The following is an 18,643-nucleotide window of genomic DNA, read 5'->3' as shown; positions in this document are numbered from 1 at the left end:
GGGGATTTAGTGGAGAGAAATTATGAAGAAAGTGCGTTGTTTGAGCATCAATTTTGGTTAAAGGTACTTACTGATCATGCACAATTTTTACTGGATGCATTAGCTCCGAAGGAAAAAGAGGATATAAAAAAAGCTACTTACTTTGTTGAAACATTTACGAATTTGTTAAATAAAGTTCGGAATGTGAATCTGATGGCATTTTCAAAAGAGGCAGAACAAGCCGCTAAGGAGATTCGGGCGTTTAAATTAAATATTATACAGAAACAGCTGGAAGGGAAAATTACTATTCATTTTACGCCAACTTTTATTAATCATATGGTAAACGAAGTGGAAGAGTATATAACAGTTTTAGAGTTTTTGAAGAAAGGGGAAGTTCCGCCTGTTTTTCATGAATTACATTATCATCTCGTTTGGTTAACGGATGCGGCTGGTCATGCAGGCTCTATTTCTGGTGGATTAGATCTTGTTGAAAAAAGATTGAAAGAGAAAAGCGAAGAATTTACGAAGCATTTTGAACAATTTTACTTAAAGGCAGTTGAAATGACAGGGTATTTACGGACAGAGCTGCATCATTTTCCTGCATTAAAGAAGTTTACGAAAGATGTTTCACTTGAATTGAAATTATTTTCGCATTTTTTACATGAAGTGGAAGAGCTCGAGTTATCTCATGAAGTATTAAGTGCATTATCAGCTAGAATGGCAGATCATATGGCAAGAGAAGAATGTTACTACTTATTAAAACTAGCTCAATCGTCTGGACTTGAAATGCCGAAATGTAATCCGCTTTAAAGAAAAAGAGGTCAATTTTATTTGGCCTCTTTTTCTGTTTTATTGTCTCTTTTTATTTTTGCTTGTTCAATGCTTGCCTGTAATGTCTCCATAATATTAATGATGTTCGGAGCTGGAGAGATTGTTTCGGTTTTTTCCTGCTGTTCAATTTTGTTTTCGATTAGTTCGGTAAGGGCTTCTTTATACTCATCTGTATACATCTCTTGTTCAAAAGGATTTGTAAGATGGTGGATTAAATTGATTGCTGCTGTGAGTTCTTGTTTTTGAATCGGATAATTTTCGTTACTTGGTAAGTTAGGTGTATTTGTTATAGCGCGAATTTCATTAGGGTAGTGGATGGTTTGTAACATTAGTCCATCTTCAAAGTTACGGATAATAGCTAAATGTTGTTTTTTTCTAATAGAAATATGAATAAGCCCAAGTTTATTTGTACGTTCAAGAGCTTCTTTTAATAATAAATACGATTTTTCATGTCCTGGAGTAGGTCCTATAAAATAAGAGCGATCATAGAGAACAGAATCAATTTCGTTATTTTGGACAAAAGATATAATACGAATGGATCGTGGTTCATGAGCTTGTTGTAATTCAGCTAATTCTTTTTCATCCATAATAATATATTTATGAGGTGCGTATTCATAGGCTTTTACAATATCGTTATCATCAATTTCTTCATCCGTACAATCAGGAGCAAATTTTTTATATTTAATAGGTGTTAAACATTCTTTATGGAGGCTTAAAAATTTTATATCGTTTTCTTCTACGGCACTGTATAGTTTAATTCCTATATTTAATAGTCCAAGTGAAAGTGCACCTGTCCAGACGGTATGCAAATGAAACATCTCCTTTCGTTCAAAAATGGTTATGTATATTATGAGATAGTAAGAAATTTCCTATACGTTTTTGTTTTTTACGGAAGGGATTGGAATATAAAATATATTGACAAGCCCTCTGAAATATTTTAATGTGAGTGTATAAAATTGTGTATAAAGGGGAGTAACTTATTACAATAAAGTCGTCATTACAGGGAGAAACCCTCGGCTTTATTGGCAACGTTTCGTTGTTAGTGAGACCTTTACCAGCAATGGTAAAGGCCCCTTTCTGTCTTTTTGAGGACCCTTACCATATTTGGTAGGGTCCTTTTCGTATACAAAGAGAGGAGATATAAAAATGAAAAAACTTATTAGTAGATTAAGAGTTGTATTTCATGTTCGCCGATTTGTTCCATTCCTATTTGACTTTTTTACTTCAAAAGAGGTTTCAATAAAGAAGAAAATTTTATCTGTTGCTTTTTTAGTTGGGTATGTAGCGATGCCGCTCGATTTAATTCCAGACTTCCTACCGTTTATCGGTATTTTAGATGATATTGGAGTTGTGTTATTTATTTTGAACCGAATTGTAAAAATGGCGCCAGTTCAATTACAAGAAAAGCATAACGTAAACGTAGGATAGGAGTTAAAAATATGGAGCAAATTATTTTAGATATAATCGAGTTTTTAAAGCAGTTTTCTTATTTTGGAGTTGTGTTAGCATTAACGTTTGAATTTATTCCGGCAGAAGTAGTGTTGCCTATGGTTGGGTATTGGGTATACGAGGGAGATATGAATTTTTGGTTGGCTGTATTAGCAGGGACACTTGGTGGAACGACAGGACCTTTAACGTTATATGCACTCGGTTATTACGGTGGTCGTCCGCTATTAATAAAATACGGAAAATACTTCTTTATTAAAGAAGAACAAATTCAAAAAGCAGATGATTTCTTTGAGAAATATGGACCAGTTGTAGCATTTGTTGGACGCTTTGTACCAGGGGTTCGAACGCTTATTTCTGTTCCGTGTGGTATGGCGAAAATGAACATATGGAAATTTAGTATATATACATTTGTAGCAATGTTCCCGTTAACGACTTTGTATGTTTATTTTGGAATGAAATTAGGTCCGCATTGGGAAAAAGCAGCGGATGTTGTTGGACAATATATGCTACCGATATTAGGAGGCGTTATTCTTATTGTTGCTAGTATCTTTGTCTATAAATATATGAAGAAAAGAAACAAAACGGAATCTATCTAGTCATTTGAATATTTTTTGAAAATAGATGAATAGTACAGGCAAAAGACTCTGAGGGACATACACATATAGGGAATATAAAAGAGAGAGGGGAAACAACTATGTCTTGTGAGTGCTCAGGGTCAGCATTAACTTGTTGTCCAGATAAAAATTATGTGCAAGATAAAGTGTGTAGTCCGTGGTCTGCTACTGTAGTTGCAACAGCAATTGATAATGTTCTCTATACAAATAATATTAACCAAAACGTAGTTGGTACTGGTTTTGTTAAATATGATGTTGGACCAGGCCCAATTACTGTAGAAGCGCTTGATTCTGCTGGGGGTACAATTGATACACAAACATTAAACCCAGGAACGAGTATTGCTTTTACGTATCGTCGCTTTGATAGTATACAAGTTGTGTTACCTGCAACACCTGCTGGAACGTATCAGGGAGAATTTTGTATTACAACACGTTATCCACTTTCATAGCAGAATAGGAGAGGATCGAAATGGGAATGAGAAGTTCCAGTTTGTCTTGTTGTTCTAATAAAACACTTGTGCAAGACCAAGTATGTACAGACTGGTCTATTACAGGTGCTGGTACTCAAATTGTATATACAAATAATATCACGCAAGAAGTATATGGTTCAGGTTACGTGAAATATGATGTAGGTGCGAACCCGATTACAGTTGATTTTTTAGTTGGAGCTACAGTAATTGATACAATTACTGTACAACCGCAAAGTAGTGGTACTTTCACTGTCCGATATTTTACGACTGTTCGAATTACTACGACAGGAACAACTGTTAATCAAGGAGAGTTTTGTATTACTGTACGTTATCCGATTTCATAAAAAAGCATACCGTAAATGGTATGCTTTTTTATTGAGAAAGCAATGAAATTGGTATTCTATAAGCAACATGTAAATTCGCAACAGTACTTACCTTCTAAATATAGTGAAGGGTTACTTTGTATATTGATAATACTGACTGACTCTAAGTCTTTTCCTGTGTAAGATATTGTATTACCAGGAAACACAGTGAAAACATTAGTTACTGCTCCAACAATTTGAATCATAATTGCTTCCGTGCTGCTAGTACTATTGTAAACCGAGACAGTACCTGATATAAGTAGTATCCCATCACTTTGCCACAGTATCATTAATTGTGATCCATCTTTGACAGAGGGGATGGTGTTATTCGTTATGAGGAAATTTCCTGCAAATTCATTTGTTACTCGTTCACAATTTGGATTTGGAGGAGGGGGCGGTGGACAAGGGTCTGGATAAATGATAGATAAAGGAGCGAAACAGCCAATATTTTTTTTGTTCTTCAATACAACCCCTCCTTTTAAGTTGTCTTTTATTACTATTAAATGTAAAAGCATGGCCGATGTGTTAAAAAAAGAAGGAAATATTAAAAATTAAGATTGTCTAATAGGCTTAAACCTTAACTTATCATTAGTGTTATAGAAAAGATTATATGTAAATGGTCATAGGAAAAGAATGATTAGACTCTTTTAGACAAAAGGTGGTTGTATACCATAGTACGAGGAATGTTGGACTTAATTTCTAATTAACTGTATATTTACAAAAATCTAATAAAGTTCATTTGTTATTTAAACGACATTAACATATATTAGATAAAATAGCCCTTGTAATGAATCAATTATTATGAGGAGGATTCACGTGGACAGAAATGCTTTAAGAAAAGTAAAAGGCCTTATTGGATTATTAATGGTTTTTGTATTAGCATTCGTATCATTTCCGTGGAGTACATCAGTCAAGGCGGAAGAGAAAAAGCAAGAAAAGGCATCAAGTGAGAAGAAGATAGTTTTTCCAGTTGTAAGTGATGTGCATATTAAAAATAGTGGAACGGATGATACGTTTCGCTGGAAAAGAGCGATTGAACAGTTTAATACATTAGCACCAAAGCAAGATGCGTTTGTTATTGTAGGTGATTTCACAGATACAGGATCAGTGCAGCAATATGATCGTTTCATGCAAGTGTATAATGAAAATGCAAATAAAGATGCAGTGCGAATGAATTCTCTCGGTAACCATGATTATTGGAACGGTTTATCCGTAGAGGGTGCACAGAAGCGTTTCTTAGAAAAAACAGGTATGGAATCAATTTATTATCATAAGGTGGTAAAAGGTTATCACTTCCTTGTTATGTCTCCAGAGAATGGAACAACACATGGTTATTATTCGGACAAGCAAATTAATTGGTTAAAAGAAGAAATGGCAAAAGCACAAAAAGATGATCCAGAAAAACCGATTTTTGTATTTTTACATCAACATATTAAAGATACAGTGTACGGTAGTCAGGAATGGGGAACACAAGATAGCGCAAAAATTAATGCAGTGTTAAAAGAATATCCACAAGTTATTACGTTTTCAGGTCATTCACATTATCCGTTAGATGATCCGAGATCGATACATCAAAAAGACTTTACATCAGTTGGTACATCTTCAGTAAGTTATATGGAAGTTGAAGGTGGTAAAGTACAAGGGAATATCCCGCCAGGAGCTAGTACGTTAAGCCAAGGTTTATTAGTAGAAGTAGATGAAGAAGAAGTGACGATTAATCGCCGTGATTTCCATACGAATTCTTGGACAGGCGAGCCTTGGAAAATTAAATTACCAGCAAAGAAAGAAACATTTACACATGTAGAAGATCGTGATAAAGAAAAGCCTTACTTTGCTAAAGATGCAAAGCTTGCTGTATCAAATGTAACAGAAAATGCGGCAACAGTAACATTCCCGCAAGCATTGGACAACCTCCTTGTTCACTCTTACCGTGTGCAGGCTAGAGATAAGCAAACGGGTGAAATAAAAAATAAATTGTTAGCATTCTCAGAGTTTTATCGTGATCCAGTGCCGAAAGATCTTACGTTTACGCTTGCAGGGTTAGATGGCGGGAAAGCATATACACTTGAAGTAGTTGCGATTGATTCATTTGGCAATGAAACCGCACAGCCGTTAACTGCGGAAATTACTACGAAAAAAGATAATATTGACCCGAATGTGAAAGTACCAAAAGCTGATGTTTTCGATGTAAACTTTGCAGATGGTACATTTAAAGACAATTCACCATTTGGTACAAAAGGTGATGTGAAGGGCAATGTGACTATTGAATATGATAAAGCATTGAAGAAGAATGTTATGAAGTTAAACGGAAAAGCAAATACATTTGGATACCTTCCATTTTCAGCAGCACAAAAAGAGAAAATAGTAAATACGTTTACATTAGAAACTGTATTTTCAATGAATGAAATTCGCGGACAAGGTATTTTGCAAAATACAGAGAGCGGCGGAATTGGATTTGAGTCTACAGGAAGTGGATATGTTGAATTATGGGCTCACATTGGAGGTAGCTATAAACGTGTTGGTGTTCAATTAGAAGCGAACAAAACGTATCATTTAACAGGAACGTATAACGGAAGCGAATTGGCAATTTACGTAGATGGTAAAAAAGTAAATAGTCAGCCAGCTCAAGGAAAAGTTTATAACCCGAACGTACCATTTGCATTTGGAGCGGATCCTGATAGTAACGGAAATGGTGGTATTCCGTTAAATGGACAAATCGCGTTAGCAAAATTATATAGTAAAGCTTTAAGTTCTTCAGAAGTATTAGCATCATACAATGAGTTTTCTAACCGTACGAAGTTAGAGCAAGTAAATGCGTTATTTGAAGAGCTTGGAAAAGTAAAAGAAGTGTTAGTTAGTACGTATGAATTTGGTGATAAGCCAGGTCAATATTCAAAGGAAGCCTTTCAAGAATTAGAGAAAAGCTATAACATTGCAAAGCAAGCATTTGAAAATGTAGGAAGTACTGGGGAACAAATTATTCAAACATATACCGAATTAAAATCAGCTAATGTAACATTCGTACAATCAAAAGTGGCAGAAGAACAACCAAAAACAACGAAAGAAAAATTACAGATCAATATTGAATCTGCAAAAGCAGTAGTGAAGAAAGCGCAAGCTGTAAATGTAACAGATGGTTCAGTGAAATCATTGCAACAAAAAATTACAGTTGCAGAAGCTGTATTACAAGATGTGCAAGTAAAAGATGCACAGGTAGAAACGATGAATCGTACATTAGAGTATGCGATTTCACTTGTTGAAAAAAGTATGAACAAATAAGAGAGAAGAAAAGAAGCTTATCATGATAGGCTTCTTTTTTGTTATACTAAAAGTAGCATAGAAAGAAGGAGCGAATAATTTGGAACAGAAAAAGCTAAAAAGAATTCTTGAATATGTATGGATCGCGGTTGTGCTCCTTGTAGGATATTATTTATTAAAAGATAAAAGTATTTGGGTTTTATTCTTAATGACGTTTTTATTAGCAGGATTAGGAACGTTATTTATTAACTTCTTCTTTGATAGTTTGAATGCCTGGAAGAAGAAAAAGAAGGGGACGAAGTAAAGGAGGGAATATATGCAAAAGTGGAAGCTCATATATCAGGTGATTATTTTCTTAGTGCTTGTGGGTATTGGAATGATCAAATACTCGACACCAATAGGAAATTGGGCATGGTTTACAGCTTGCATCGGCATATTTTTCATTTTACAATCGTTAACGAAAAAATATAATAGTACAGAAAGATAGCTCGCCGTTTTATCGGCGAGCTATTTTGTTATGCTTTTTTCTGTTCATCATTTGTTTTTTCAATAGCTAAATGACTATGCTTTCTAGAGTAGAAGAAATAGAAGCATAAGCCGACTATAAGCCAAACTGCAAAGCTAATCCATGTTGTTTTAGACAAATTGATCATTAAATATAAGCAGCAAAGAATCGCAACAACTGGTAATACAGGTACGAAAGGTGTACGGAATCCGCGTTTTAAATCAGGGTGTGTTTTTCGTAAAATAAGTACTGCGCAGCAAACAAATGTAAAGGCTGTTAATGTGCCGATGTTTACTAAATTCGCTAGCAAATGTAAGTCTAAAAGGCCTGCTAATAAAGCAGCAACAACGCCAGTAATCCACGTATTTAATAAAGGGATTTTTACTCTTTTATTTACACGTGCTAACGCTTTTGGAAGTAGACCGTCACGGCTCATTGCATACGAAACGCGAACTTGTCCATACATAACGACTAAGAGGACGGTTGTCATTCCAGTCATCGCTCCAACAGCGAGTAGTCCTGCAATTGTATCCTCACCAACGAAATGCAATGCAAATGCAACTGGATCAGAAACGTCTAATTGCGTATAAGGAACCATACCTGTTAAAACGAAAGATACAATCATATATAAAACAGTACAAATAAGAAGAGAACCGATAATACCAATTGGTAAATCACGCTGCGGTTTTTTCGTTTCTTCTGCAGCGGTTGCGATTGCATCAAATCCTAAGAAGGCGAAGAACACAGTGGCAGCCCCAGTAATAATACCGTCGTATCCGAATGGAATGAACGGTGTCCAGTTTTCAGGTTTTACATATTTTGCGCCTGCTACGATAAAAGCGATAATAACTGCTAGCTTGATAAGAACCATAATATTATTAATGCGAGCGCTTTCGCGTATACCGAAGCTTAAAAGACCGGTAATGATTAGTAAAATACAAACAGCGGGTAAATCGATGAGGCCACCTTTTCCTACGCCAGGCGCCGAGGCGATTATGGCGGGCAGGTGTATATTGAAACCTTGTAGTAATGATTGTAAATAACCAGACCAACCGACAGCTACTGCTGCAACGGCAAGTAAATATTCGAGCATTAAACACCATCCGACGATGAAGGCGACGACTTCTCCGACTGTCATATATGCGTAAGTATACACACTTCCTGAGACAGGAATAGAAGAAGCAAATTCAGCGTAACAAAAGGCTACACAAGCACAAGTAAATGCAGCAATAAGGAATGATAGCATAATACCAGGACCAGAATGTTTTGCTGCAACAATACCTGTTAATACAAAGATCCCTGTCCCAATTACGGCGCCGATTCCTAAAAACGTTAAATCGAGTGCAGTTAATGTTCTATCTAGCTGCTTTGGTGATTCAGTACTAAGCGCTTTTTTTCGTAATAATGACTTCACTTTGGACTCTCCCCCCGTTTTTTCATTTCCATAACTGCGACTATAGCATGAGCCCATTAAAAAAGAGTAAGTAAGGAAGTGGAGGTGCAGTTATGGTATGTAGTTTTTTAAAATTGCTGGATTAATCTTAATATAATTCAGAATATTTTGTCAAATAAAAATATGACAAATAAAATGCGGATCAATAGGGGAAACTACTTGCAGAAATGGACGAGGGTTAACGACCCACTGATTAAAGTTAAAGTAGGAGCAGATGCTATGTTATTTTATTTTGAACTTGTCGTCATTTTACTTTGTACGAAATTAGCTGGTGACATTAGTGTGAGACTTGGTCAGCCTTCTGTACTTGGTAAGTTAATTGTCGGTATTATTATCGGTCCGGCTGTACTCGGTATTATTAATAGTTCTGAACTGATTGATGAACTGAGTGAGATTGGTGTTTTGTTACTTATGTTTATGGCGGGACTTGAAACGGATTTAGAAGAGTTAAATCGGAATTTGAAATCGTCATTTGCAGTAGCGGCTGGTGGAATTATTTTTCCTTTCATCGGTGGTTATGTAACAGGATTGCTGTTTGGATTAATACAATCCCATGCCATTTTTTTAGGGTTATTACTTTGCGCGACATCGGTTAGTATTACGGTGCAGACGCTACGTGATCTAGGAAAAATGAATACGAGAGAAAGTACAACAATTTTAGGTGCTGCCGTATTTGATGATGTCATTGTCGTTATTTTATTAGCATTTGTAATGAGTTTTTTAGGAACACAAGATGTGAATATAACACTTGTCATTGTAAAGAAAATTATTTTCTTTGTAAGTATTGTTTTTATTGCTTGGAAAGTCGTTCCTTGGATTATGAAAATGCTTGTCCCGCTTCGTGTAACAGAAGCGTTAATTAGCGCGGCTCTTATTATTTGCTTCTCTTTTTCTTATTACAGTGAAATGATGGGAATTGCAGGCATTATTGGAGCATTTGCAGCAGGAATTGCTATTTCTCAAACAGAGTATAAGCATGAGGTGGAACATAAAATTGAACCGATTGCTTATGCAATATTTGTTCCAGTATTCTTCGTAAGTATCGGAATGGAAATTACATTTCAAGGCATTGGAAGCCAGCTTTGGTTCATTATTATTATGACTCTCATTGCAATTTTCACAAAGTTAATCGGATCAGGTTTAGGAGCGAGACTGACAGGATTTAATCTCCAATCTTCTATTAGTATTGGCGCGGGGATGGTATCACGTGGTGAAGTAGCGCTTATCATCGCTGCAAATGGACTTACGGCGAATTTATTAGCGAAAGAAAATTTCACAGCGATTGTTATTGTTGTTATATTGACGACGATTATTACACCGCCACTTTTGAAGAAATATTTTGTATAGAGAGGAAGGGCTTATCTGATGTAGGTAAGCTCTTTTTTTATTCCCAAAAGCAATGATCATATAGCATGAAGGGTTTGTAATTATGGTAAAATCTATGTATGTGATATGACAAGGAGAGGGAAGTGTGAAGATTACGAAGGAGAAGGTTATCGGTGTAATCGTACTTATTGCAGTATGTATACCATTTACGGCATGGAAAGAATCAAAAGTGAAAGATTTTCCGGTTTCTATTTTTTCGGAAGAAGCAGATGGTGAGTACGGTCAGAAGCTGAAATATACTGCTTTTTTACCTGATGTTGCGATTTGGATGAACGGTTGGGAAAAGAAGTGGACAGAAGGGGAAAGAACTGTTTATCAAAAAGGGAATCGCATTGTAAATGTGTTTCATCCTCCTGGCGATGATGGTTATTACCTTCTTGAAGCAAGAGAAAATAAGTGAACGCAACCGTAAGAAGTGGAGGTTAAATAGTGAAAGCTTCAACATTACTATTTAAAATTGAAAGTAATATGGATCAATTTTCACCAGCTGAGAAGAAGGTTGCCATGTACATAATGGAGAATGCAGAGATTGTTCCGAACTTAACGACGAAAGAAGTGTCAACGAATGCAGGCGCAAGTGAGGCGAGTGTCGTTCGTTTTTGTAAGTCGATTGGGATTGGGAGCTTTAAAGCATTTAAGATAGCACTCGTTCGTGAATTAACGATTGCTGATTATAATATTAACGATTTTTCAGTGATGAATACAGAAGATGGACCGTACGATTTATTTAATAAAGTTACTTATGTGAATAAAGCTGCAATTGAGGCGAGCGTGACGGCGATAGATAAAAAAGAACTTGAAAAAGCTGCAGATCGTATTGTAAATGCCGATAAAATTATCTTTTATGGAGTAGGCGGATCAGCTACTCCGGCGATGGACGGAGCTTATAAATTTACAAGGCTCGGATTTACAGCGATGATGCTATCTGATTTTCATATGATGCTGCCGCTTGTGACGAATTTAAAAGAAGGCGATATATTTGTTGCGATTTCAACATCTGGTCGAACGAAAGATGTGCTTGAAATGGCGCAGTATGCAAAGAGACAAGGTGCAACTGTTATTGGAATTACGAAACTAGATCAATCATCACCGTTATATAAAGAAGCGGATATTCGCCTTTGTATGCCAGATGTAGAACAAGATCATCGTATTGCGAGTATTGCTTCGAGAATGACGCAATTGAATATGATCGATGCTTTATATGTGATTACTTTCAATCGAATTGGTAATAAAGTATTGAATCAATTTATGGAGACACGAGAAGAAGCGTTGCGGTTACGGAAGTTAAAGTAGAAGAAAAGATGAGGAGACTCATCTTTTTTTATCCCGCTATTTGCCGTGCAGTAAGACCCTCACTTCAAAATTCAGCGGAAGCAAAGAAAGTTAGGTGGGGATCAACTGCCCGTTAATGCCCGATTGGTGCGGGCTAATAATCAGTGGGGATGAACAAAACCCCCACTGATTAAAGTTTCACTTTATGATCTTTGACAAAAATATGTCATGTTGTGAAATTTTATTTCATAAAATAAGAAAGAGTCATTGATTTTTAGTTTCTTAAAGTTATAATAAAAGTGTGAAATATAATTTCAAAGAGGGTGGCAATATGTTAGAAAATTTATCGACAGAACATCGTAATGAGAAAACAATGAATTTGGATGAGATGAGCATAAAAGAAGTGTTGCAAAGTATGAATGAAGAAGATCGAACTGTTGCGTTAGCAGTTGAAAAAGAGATAGAACAAATTGAAAAGGTTGTACAGACTGTTATTAAATCTTTTGAAGAAGAGGGACGTTTAATTTACATTGGTGCTGGTACGAGTGGTCGTTTAGGTATTCTAGATGCAGTGGAATGTCCGCCGACATTTGGCACGGATGATAAAATGGTGCAAGGATTTATAGCCGGTGGATTGAAAGCGTTTACTAAAGCGGTGGAAGGTGCTGAAGATCGCGAAGAGTTAGCAGAAGAAGATTTAAAAAGTATTGGATTAAATGAGAAAGATACAGTGATTGGAATTGCTGCAAGTGGTAGAACTCCTTACGTAATTGGCGGCTTGAAATACGCACAGAGCGTAGGAACGAGTACAGCGAGTATTTCTTGTAATAAAAATGCTGAAATAAGTAAATATGCAAAGTTAAATGTGGAAGTAGAGACAGGTGCAGAAATATTAACAGGATCAACACGTTTAAAAGCTGGTACAGCACAAAAATTAGTGTTGAATATGATTTCAACAGCTTCGATGATTGGTGTAGGAAAAGTATATAAAAACTTAATGGTAGATGTTCAATCCACAAATGAAAAGTTAGTAGAACGGTCAAAACGAATTATTGTGGAAGCAACAGGCGCTAGTTATGAAGTAGCGGCAGAGTATTATGAAAAGGCAGAACGTAACGTAAAAGCTGCCATTGTTATGGTGTTGTTGCAGTGCGAATATGGGGAAGCACTGGAGAAACTAAAATGCGCAAAAGGGTTTGTGAAGAAAGCACTATAAAATAATAGGGAGGGGGATTCTATTATGAAGAAAGAAGAGAGAATGGCCAAGGAAATTTCGGAGCAACTTGGAGGAATAAAAAATATTCGTAGTATTGCTCATTGTATGACGAGACTACGATTAACGCTTCATGATGAAAGTAAAGTAAACATGGACCTTTTGAAAAAGGTTGAAGGTGTTATGGGTGTTATAGAAGATGAGACGCTTCAAGTTGTCGTTGGTCCAGGAACAGTAAATAAAGTAGCAGCTGAAATGGAAGGCTTAACAGGACTACGAATTGGTGAGGTAGCAGATCATCACCTTGAAGATATTGGGCAAGAGATGAAATCAGAGATTAAGAAGAAAAATAATACACCGGTGAAAAACTTTTTACGAAAAATAGGAAGTATTTTCATTCCGTTAATTCCAGGACTTGTTGCGTCAGGAATTATAAACGGGGTTGCTAACTTTGCGAAAAATGCTGGTGCTGATCCAAATGCAACGTGGTTACAAATGTTACTACTCATTGGCGGCGGTATCTTTACATTCTTAGGAATTTTAGTTGGTTGGAATACAGCGAAAGAGTTCGGTGGGACACCGGTTCTTGGGGCAATTGCTGGTATTTTAATTTTCAACCCGGCGATGGCAAACGTAAAATTGTTTGGTGAAGCATTAGTGCCTGGACGGGGCGGATTATTCGCAGTTATTTTTGCAGCATGGCTTATGGTTGTAGTGGAAAGACAAGTTCGAAAAGCAGTGCCAAATGCAGTTGATATTATTGTGACACCACTCATTACTGTATTAGTTGTAAGTATCGTAACGATGTTAGCCATTCAGCCATTAGCAGGTTTCTTATCAGATGGTATTACGAGCGGAATTAATGCGATTTTAAATATTGGCGGAGCATTTGCTGGCGCAGTACTTGCGGGAACATTTTTACCTCTCGTTATGGTCGGATTGCATCACGGTTTAACACCAATTCATATGGAATTTATTAATCAAACACACGTAACACCTTTATTACCAGTACTTGCAATGGCTGGTGCTGGCCAAGTGGGCGCAGCAATTGCGATTTATGTGAAAACAAAAAACAAACGACTTCGAAATGTAATTAAAGGTGGATTGCCAGTTGGCTTTTTAGGAATTGGTGAGCCGCTATTATACGGGGTTACATTACCACTTGGGAAACCGTTTATTACTGCTTGTTTAGGAGCGGCTGTCGGTGGTGCATTCCAAGCAGTTATGCAAACGGCTTCACTTGGAATTGGCGTATCAGGGCTATCTTTAATTCCGTTAATTGCTGACAATAAATATTTACTATATTTCTTAGGTTTAGTAATTGCATATGCTTTCGGATTTATCTTTACGTACTTCTTCGGATTTAAAGAAGAAATGGCAGAAAACATATAGAGAAAGGGATTCCTTTCTCTTTTTCTATTAATAGAAAGGGAGATTTATATGATCGGAGTTTCCATTTATCTTTCAAAAGAACGAGTAGAGAAACAAGAAGAGTGGTTAAAAGTAGCGAAGGAAAATGGGTTTACATCTATTTTTACATCACTGCACATTCCAGAAGATGATCCAAATACGTATAAAGAGTTAATTCAAATATTAGGGAGACAAGCTCTTGCACGTGAAATGGAGCTAATGGTTGATGTTTCTCCAAAATCGTTACACCATTTAGGGCTAACATATGAAAATGTGGAAGAGTTATTGAACTGGGGCATTACCGGTTTAAGAATGGATTACGGCATTGCGCCAAAAGAAATTGCAAGCGTATCTCATAAGATGAAAGTAGCTTTAAATGCGAGTACGATTACAAAATCATTTTGGAAAGAATTACTTGCAGAACATATAAGAGTAGAGAATGTAGAAGCATGGCATAATTTTTACCCGCGCCCAGAGACAGGACTAGCAAAGTCTTTCTTACAAAAACAAAATCAATATTTACAGAAGTGCGGAATAAAGACAATGGCATTTATTCCAGGAGATGCGGAAAAACGAGGGCCGTTATATGAAGGGTTACCAACGTTAGAAAAACATCGCAATATGCGCCCACTTGAAGCGTACTTAGAACTTGTTCAAGATTGTGGTGTTGATAAAGTATTGATTGGAGATATAAGCGCAAGTTTAAAAAGTATGCAAGAAGTAGCTAGTGCAAGTAGAGGGATTATTCCATTGCGTTACAAATCATTTATAACTGATAAAGAAGTATTAAAAGTGGTAGAGCAAGTGCATACAAATAGACTAGATCCGGCTCGTGATGTTATTCGATCTGTAGAATCAAGGGAAGGAAATAGAGTGGTGATAAAGCCGATGCATACAATTGTAAGAAAGAAAGGGAGTATTACAATTGATAATGAATTGTATGGTAGATATGCAGGGGAGATGCAAGTTGCCATAAATGATTTATCTGTAGATGAGAAAGTGAATGTTGTTGGAATGGTTGTAGAAGAGGACGTGTCTTTACTGTCTTATATTGGTGCTGGAAAAATGTTTCAACTTTTTCTATGCGATAGAATAAAAGCTTGAATTAGCGCTATTTTGTAAGAAAACATTATCCGTAAAACGGATAATGTTTTTTGTTTTCTTTAAAAAAGTATTTGACGAATGAAATAAAATACCGTATTGTTTTGACTTGTAAATAAAAGTTCACCATAACAAAACAAAAAGGAGAGTTCAAAATGAATCAATATATTGGGAATTTAATTATTCGTATCGTGTTAGGAGTTACGTTCTTTGCACACGGTTTAGCAAAGTTTCAATCAGGTATCGATAATGTAGCAGGGTGGTTTACAAGCATCGGTTTACCAGGTGGCCTTGCATACGGCGTAGCAACTGTAGAATTAGTTGGTGGTATATTATTAATTATCGGTTTAGGTGTACGATATGTAGGATTGTTATTCGCTCTTATTTTAGCTGGAGCTATCGTAAAGGTAAATGGAGCAGCAGGTTTATTAGGAGATGGAAAGAATCCAGGATATGAATTAGATCTTGCATTATTATCAATGGGTGCGTATTTATTCGTAGTAAAAGCAGAAGGATATGTAGATCGTTTCTTAAAAGAGAAAGTAATGAAAACGAAGTAAATTTTATTTATAAATTGTTGACTTGAAGAATTATTGTAACTATAATGATTACAGATAATAGATTAAGAGTAAAACAATTTAAATGTTTTTTCACACAAGATGTAACTGTTATGGTTACATCTTGTGTGAAAATAAATAAACGGGAGGAAGTAATATGCCTAAATCAAATTTAGAAATTATTAAAAGCACGTATGAAGGATCAGCTTCTTCGAATGCAAAGCATTTAGCAGAAGCCCTCTCTGAAAAAGTGGAATGGACAGAGGCAGAAGGTTTTCCGTACGGCGGAACATATAAAGGCGTAGAAGCTATAATGGAAAATGTATTTAGCCGTTTAGGATCAGAATGGGATGATTATAAAGCAAGTGTAAATACATATCATGAAGTAAACGGAAAAGATGTAATTATTGCTGAAGGTATGTATTCTGGAGTTTATAAAGAAACAGGAAAATCATTTGAAGCAGAATTTGTTCATGTATGGCAACTTGAGAACGGAAAAATCGTGAAGTTTAAGCAATATGTAGATAGTCATATTGTTAGGGAAGCGATGAAGAGATAATGCTTTTTAAATGGATCGTAGGTATATGCATTACAATTATAGTAATTTTCTCGTCTATAGTTGGCGGAAAGAAATTGCTTGCATATGTGGAAAAAGAAAATAAAAATATTCAAACCGAGCGAGCGGCAAACGAAAAAGAGAAAAAAGCTGCAGAAGAAGCTCCGCAAATTAGTGAAGGTGAAATTATTTCTACTATGCATAAAATGGTGCACCAAAAGGTAAAATCCTCTGAAAAATGGGGATTTGTAGAGATGACAAAAAAGGAAATTTCTAATGTAAAAAGAGATATTGAAAATAGTACAGGTTTTCAATATAAAATGAAGTTATTTTCTATTATAAATAGGTGGGAAAAAGGAGATTTTTCTCAAACTGTTGAGGAGCATAACTTTTTATGGAGCCTTCAAGGTGGAGATACTGGCAAGGCGACGGAACGTTTATCGCCAGAAGAGGAAAAGCAGTATATAAGAGAAATGAAGAGTAAATAAAAACATCGCCAACCTAGATGACGATGTTTTTTCATTAAGAATGTTTTCGTATTAAAGGTCTAGTTGGCTGAACGGCAACAGTTTTGAAATGAGAAAATAAATAACATCCTGTTACAACGACAACTGTCCCTAAAATTTGTATCCACGTTAAATCTTCTCCGAGGAATATGAATGCTAAAATGGCTGTGAAAATTGGATTGAAGTTTAGAAAAATACCTGATGTAGTTGCGCCTAATTTTTGTACGCCAATATTCCAAAATACCATACAAAGAACTGTCGAAATAAGCCCAGTATATAAAAGTGATGTGATGAAAGAAGTATTTATATTTGAAATAGTGAAGCTACCTATGTTGAACGGTAGTAATAAAATAACGCCGAAAATACCAGAGTACAACGTTGCCATAAGTGGTGTAGTTGTTTTTGTTGCCCATTTACTACAAACAGAATAGATTCCCCAAATACAAACTGCTGCAATCATCCATAAATCACCGCTATTAAAATGTAGTGAAAATAAAAGCGAGAAATCACCTTTTAATAGGACGAGGATGACCCCGAAGAATGAAAGAATCATGGATAGGATTTGAAGTGTATTTATTTTTTCTTTTAGAAATAATACTGAAAATAATGCGATTGAAATTGCATTCAATGTAGAGATAAGACCTACATTCGTAGCGGATGTTTTTTCTAATGCTAAAAATTGAAAGATGTTAAAAAGAGCGACTCCTGAAATTCCCATGAATATTAACGGAAGTATCGCGGTACGTGGTGGAAGGATTTTCTTTTCTTTAAACCATACCATTGGTAATAAACAAACAATCGCAATCAGCCACCTTAAACTTGTCAGTGTCATCGGTGATGCATGATCGACGAGTGATTTTCCAACGACGAAATTTCCTCCCCATAATAAGCTCGTTAGTAATAGTAAAAAGACGTAAAAATAAGGCATGATAAAATCCCCTTTTTTGTAATCAATACTAATTGTAAATAATTTTAGCATTTTTCTTTATTATGTAATATATTCTTTTGTATAATGGTGAAAACTCGATAAAATATTTATTTTAAAATGATATTTACAGAAAAATATTCAGTTTTATATAAATTATAAGTTGTTTTTTCGAATAATCATCGGTAAGAAAAAAGGAGGAATTGTAATGGAGTCGTCTGTTATTAAAGTGTTGGATGATTTGGATGTACAAATTTTAGATATATTGCAGAAGGATTCACAAGTAAGTAATGCAGAGCTGGCACGTCGCGTTAATTTATCACCGGCTGCGATGCATGCAAGAATAAAAAGGTTAGATGGGGAAGGTTTCATCGATAAGCAAGTTGCGATTTTAAATCAAGAAAAGCTTGGGTTTGATTTATTATGCTTTATTTTTATGAGTACGAATATTCATCAATTTGACAAGTTGGAAGTGTTGGAGAAAGAATTAGAATCAATGCCGGAAGTGTTAGAATGTCACTGTTTAACAGGAGAGTACGATTATTTATTAAAGGTTGCAAATCGTGATCGTAAAGAACTAGAGCAGTTTATTAGAAAGCTGAATAAGCTTGGTATTACACGTATACAGACGAGTTTGGCACTTCGTGAAATTAAATATTCAACAGTATTGCCGATACGAGATGAGGAACCGAGCATCGATTAGATTGCTTGGTTTTTTGTTTGTATAAAGTGATTGACGAGGAGAAAAGAGAGCTGTATTATTATATAAAATTATGAATTAAAATTCATTTAAAGT

22 protein-coding genes are annotated in these 18,643 nt (G+C 35.7%); 18 read left to right on the top strand and 4 right to left on the bottom strand.

The features are described 5' to 3' along the window. Window positions 1-9: 9 nt before the first annotated feature. Window positions 10-789 carry a DUF2935 domain-containing protein gene (locus tag ACTFR8_RS19445; protein ID WP_000440975.1) on the top strand — a complete coding sequence of 260 codons (780 nt, stop codon included), beginning with the start codon at window positions 10-12 and terminating at the stop codon, window positions 787-789. Between the two features lie 17 nt (window positions 790-806). Here ACTFR8_RS19445 and ku read toward each other — a convergent pair whose 3' ends face one another. Continuing rightward, the gene (gene ku, locus ACTFR8_RS19440) at window positions 807-1,619 is read right to left on the bottom strand and encodes a non-homologous end joining protein Ku (RefSeq protein ID WP_252209813.1); all 813 of its coding nucleotides are present in this window, start codon (window positions 1,617-1,619) and stop codon (window positions 807-809) included. 337 nt (window positions 1,620-1,956) lie between these two features. On the opposite strand from ku, the gene ACTFR8_RS19435 reads away from it, so the two are divergent. The 4 genes from ACTFR8_RS19435 (at window position 1,957) to ACTFR8_RS19420 (ending at window position 3,687) form a co-directional block, all read left to right on the top strand. Then, window positions 1,957-2,238: a YkvA family protein gene (locus tag ACTFR8_RS19435; protein ID WP_000733854.1), complete on the top strand. Its 282-nt coding sequence runs from the start codon at window positions 1,957-1,959 to the stop codon at window positions 2,236-2,238. 11 nt (window positions 2,239-2,249) lie between these two features. Then, on the top strand, window positions 2,250-2,855 hold the full coding sequence (locus ACTFR8_RS19430) for a DedA family protein (protein ID WP_000435017.1): 606 nt from the start codon (window positions 2,250-2,252) through the stop codon (window positions 2,853-2,855). A 98-nt stretch (window positions 2,856-2,953) separates the two neighbouring features. Then, window positions 2,954-3,322 (top strand): DUF3992 domain-containing protein, encoded by a 369-nt coding sequence (locus ACTFR8_RS19425; protein WP_001277540.1) that lies wholly within the window; start codon window positions 2,954-2,956, stop codon window positions 3,320-3,322. 20 nt (window positions 3,323-3,342) lie between these two features. Continuing rightward, window positions 3,343-3,687 carry a DUF3992 domain-containing protein gene (locus ACTFR8_RS19420; RefSeq protein ID WP_000525814.1) on the top strand — a complete coding sequence of 115 codons (345 nt, stop codon included), beginning with the start codon at window positions 3,343-3,345 and terminating at the stop codon, window positions 3,685-3,687. A 56-nt stretch (window positions 3,688-3,743) separates the two neighbouring features. Here the strand turns inward: ACTFR8_RS19420 and ACTFR8_RS19415 are convergent, their stop codons facing one another. Beyond that, window positions 3,744-4,169 carry an S-Ena type endospore appendage gene (locus ACTFR8_RS19415; protein ID WP_000791330.1) on the bottom strand — a complete coding sequence of 142 codons (426 nt, stop codon included), beginning with the start codon at window positions 4,167-4,169 and terminating at the stop codon, window positions 3,744-3,746. Window positions 4,170-4,521: 352 nt separating this feature from the next. Here ACTFR8_RS19415 and ACTFR8_RS19410 point away from each other — a divergent pair, with 352 nt between their 5' ends. From ACTFR8_RS19410 to ACTFR8_RS19400, 3 genes are all read left to right on the top strand, one after another. Then, the gene (locus ACTFR8_RS19410; protein ID WP_200462228.1) at window positions 4,522-6,984 is read left to right on the top strand and encodes a LamG-like jellyroll fold domain-containing protein; all 2,463 of its coding nucleotides are present in this window, start codon (window positions 4,522-4,524) and stop codon (window positions 6,982-6,984) included. Between the two features lie 79 nt (window positions 6,985-7,063). Continuing rightward, window positions 7,064-7,267 carry a hypothetical protein gene (locus tag ACTFR8_RS19405; protein ID WP_000435800.1) on the top strand — a complete coding sequence of 68 codons (204 nt, stop codon included), beginning with the start codon at window positions 7,064-7,066 and terminating at the stop codon, window positions 7,265-7,267. 12 nt (window positions 7,268-7,279) lie between these two features. Beyond that, on the top strand, window positions 7,280-7,450 hold the full coding sequence (locus ACTFR8_RS19400) for a hypothetical protein (protein WP_001174850.1): 171 nt from the start codon (window positions 7,280-7,282) through the stop codon (window positions 7,448-7,450). A gap of 28 nt (window positions 7,451-7,478) precedes the next feature. Here ACTFR8_RS19400 and ACTFR8_RS19395 read toward each other — a convergent pair whose 3' ends face one another. After that, the gene (locus ACTFR8_RS19395; RefSeq protein ID WP_000838711.1) at window positions 7,479-8,882 is read right to left on the bottom strand and encodes an amino acid permease; all 1,404 of its coding nucleotides are present in this window, start codon (window positions 8,880-8,882) and stop codon (window positions 7,479-7,481) included. A 162-nt stretch (window positions 8,883-9,044) separates the two neighbouring features. Here ACTFR8_RS19395 and ACTFR8_RS19390 point away from each other — a divergent pair, with 162 nt between their 5' ends. The 9 genes from ACTFR8_RS19390 (at window position 9,045) to ACTFR8_RS19350 (ending at window position 16,904) form a co-directional block, all read left to right on the top strand. Further along, complete coding sequence (locus ACTFR8_RS19390) at window positions 9,045-10,268, top strand: cation:proton antiporter (protein ID WP_370940894.1); 1,224 nt, start codon at window positions 9,045-9,047, stop codon at window positions 10,266-10,268. Window positions 10,269-10,392: 124 nt separating this feature from the next. Next, window positions 10,393-10,707, top strand: coding sequence for a hypothetical protein (locus ACTFR8_RS19385; protein WP_000704958.1), 315 nt, complete (start codon window positions 10,393-10,395; stop codon window positions 10,705-10,707). Between the two features lie 29 nt (window positions 10,708-10,736). Continuing rightward, window positions 10,737-11,600, top strand: coding sequence for a MurR/RpiR family transcriptional regulator (locus tag ACTFR8_RS19380; protein ID WP_000648164.1), 864 nt, complete (start codon window positions 10,737-10,739; stop codon window positions 11,598-11,600). A gap of 310 nt (window positions 11,601-11,910) precedes the next feature. Next, window positions 11,911-12,795 carry an N-acetylmuramic acid 6-phosphate etherase gene (gene murQ / locus ACTFR8_RS19375; protein WP_252209814.1) on the top strand — a complete coding sequence of 295 codons (885 nt, stop codon included), beginning with the start codon at window positions 11,911-11,913 and terminating at the stop codon, window positions 12,793-12,795. Between the two features lie 24 nt (window positions 12,796-12,819). Further along, window positions 12,820-14,184 carry a PTS transporter subunit EIIC gene (locus tag ACTFR8_RS19370; protein WP_000711293.1) on the top strand — a complete coding sequence of 455 codons (1,365 nt, stop codon included), beginning with the start codon at window positions 12,820-12,822 and terminating at the stop codon, window positions 14,182-14,184. A 48-nt stretch (window positions 14,185-14,232) separates the two neighbouring features. Then, window positions 14,233-15,306, top strand: coding sequence for a DUF871 domain-containing protein (locus ACTFR8_RS19365; RefSeq protein ID WP_252209815.1), 1,074 nt, complete (start codon window positions 14,233-14,235; stop codon window positions 15,304-15,306). A gap of 152 nt (window positions 15,307-15,458) precedes the next feature. Continuing rightward, the gene (locus ACTFR8_RS19360) at window positions 15,459-15,863 is read left to right on the top strand and encodes a DoxX family protein (RefSeq protein ID WP_001077751.1); all 405 of its coding nucleotides are present in this window, start codon (window positions 15,459-15,461) and stop codon (window positions 15,861-15,863) included. 154 nt (window positions 15,864-16,017) lie between these two features. Continuing rightward, on the top strand, window positions 16,018-16,419 hold the full coding sequence (locus tag ACTFR8_RS19355; protein ID WP_001126689.1) for a nuclear transport factor 2 family protein: 402 nt from the start codon (window positions 16,018-16,020) through the stop codon (window positions 16,417-16,419). Continuing rightward, window positions 16,419-16,904: a PRK06770 family protein gene (locus ACTFR8_RS19350; protein ID WP_000897980.1), complete on the top strand. Its 486-nt coding sequence runs from the start codon at window positions 16,419-16,421 to the stop codon at window positions 16,902-16,904. The genes ACTFR8_RS19355 and ACTFR8_RS19350 overlap by 1 nt, the downstream gene beginning before the upstream one ends. A 34-nt stretch (window positions 16,905-16,938) precedes the next feature. Here ACTFR8_RS19350 and ACTFR8_RS19345 read toward each other — a convergent pair whose 3' ends face one another. Further along, entirely contained in the window at window positions 16,939-17,850 is a 912-nt protein-coding gene (locus tag ACTFR8_RS19345; RefSeq protein WP_252209816.1) for a DMT family transporter, read from the bottom strand. Window positions 17,851-18,055: 205 nt separating this feature from the next. Between ACTFR8_RS19345 and ACTFR8_RS19340 the strand changes: the two genes are divergently transcribed. Beyond that, on the top strand, window positions 18,056-18,550 hold the full coding sequence (locus ACTFR8_RS19340; protein ID WP_000446088.1) for an Lrp/AsnC family transcriptional regulator: 495 nt from the start codon (window positions 18,056-18,058) through the stop codon (window positions 18,548-18,550). The last annotated feature ends 93 nt before the right edge of the window (window positions 18,551-18,643 follow it).

Source organism: Bacillus cereus group sp. MYBK15-3, assembly GCF_051916765.1.
In the GTDB taxonomy this organism is placed as follows: Bacteria; Bacillota; Bacilli; order Bacillales; family Bacillaceae_G; genus Bacillus_A; species Bacillus_A cereus.
This window is presented reverse-complemented; position numbering and strand designations above follow the sequence as displayed.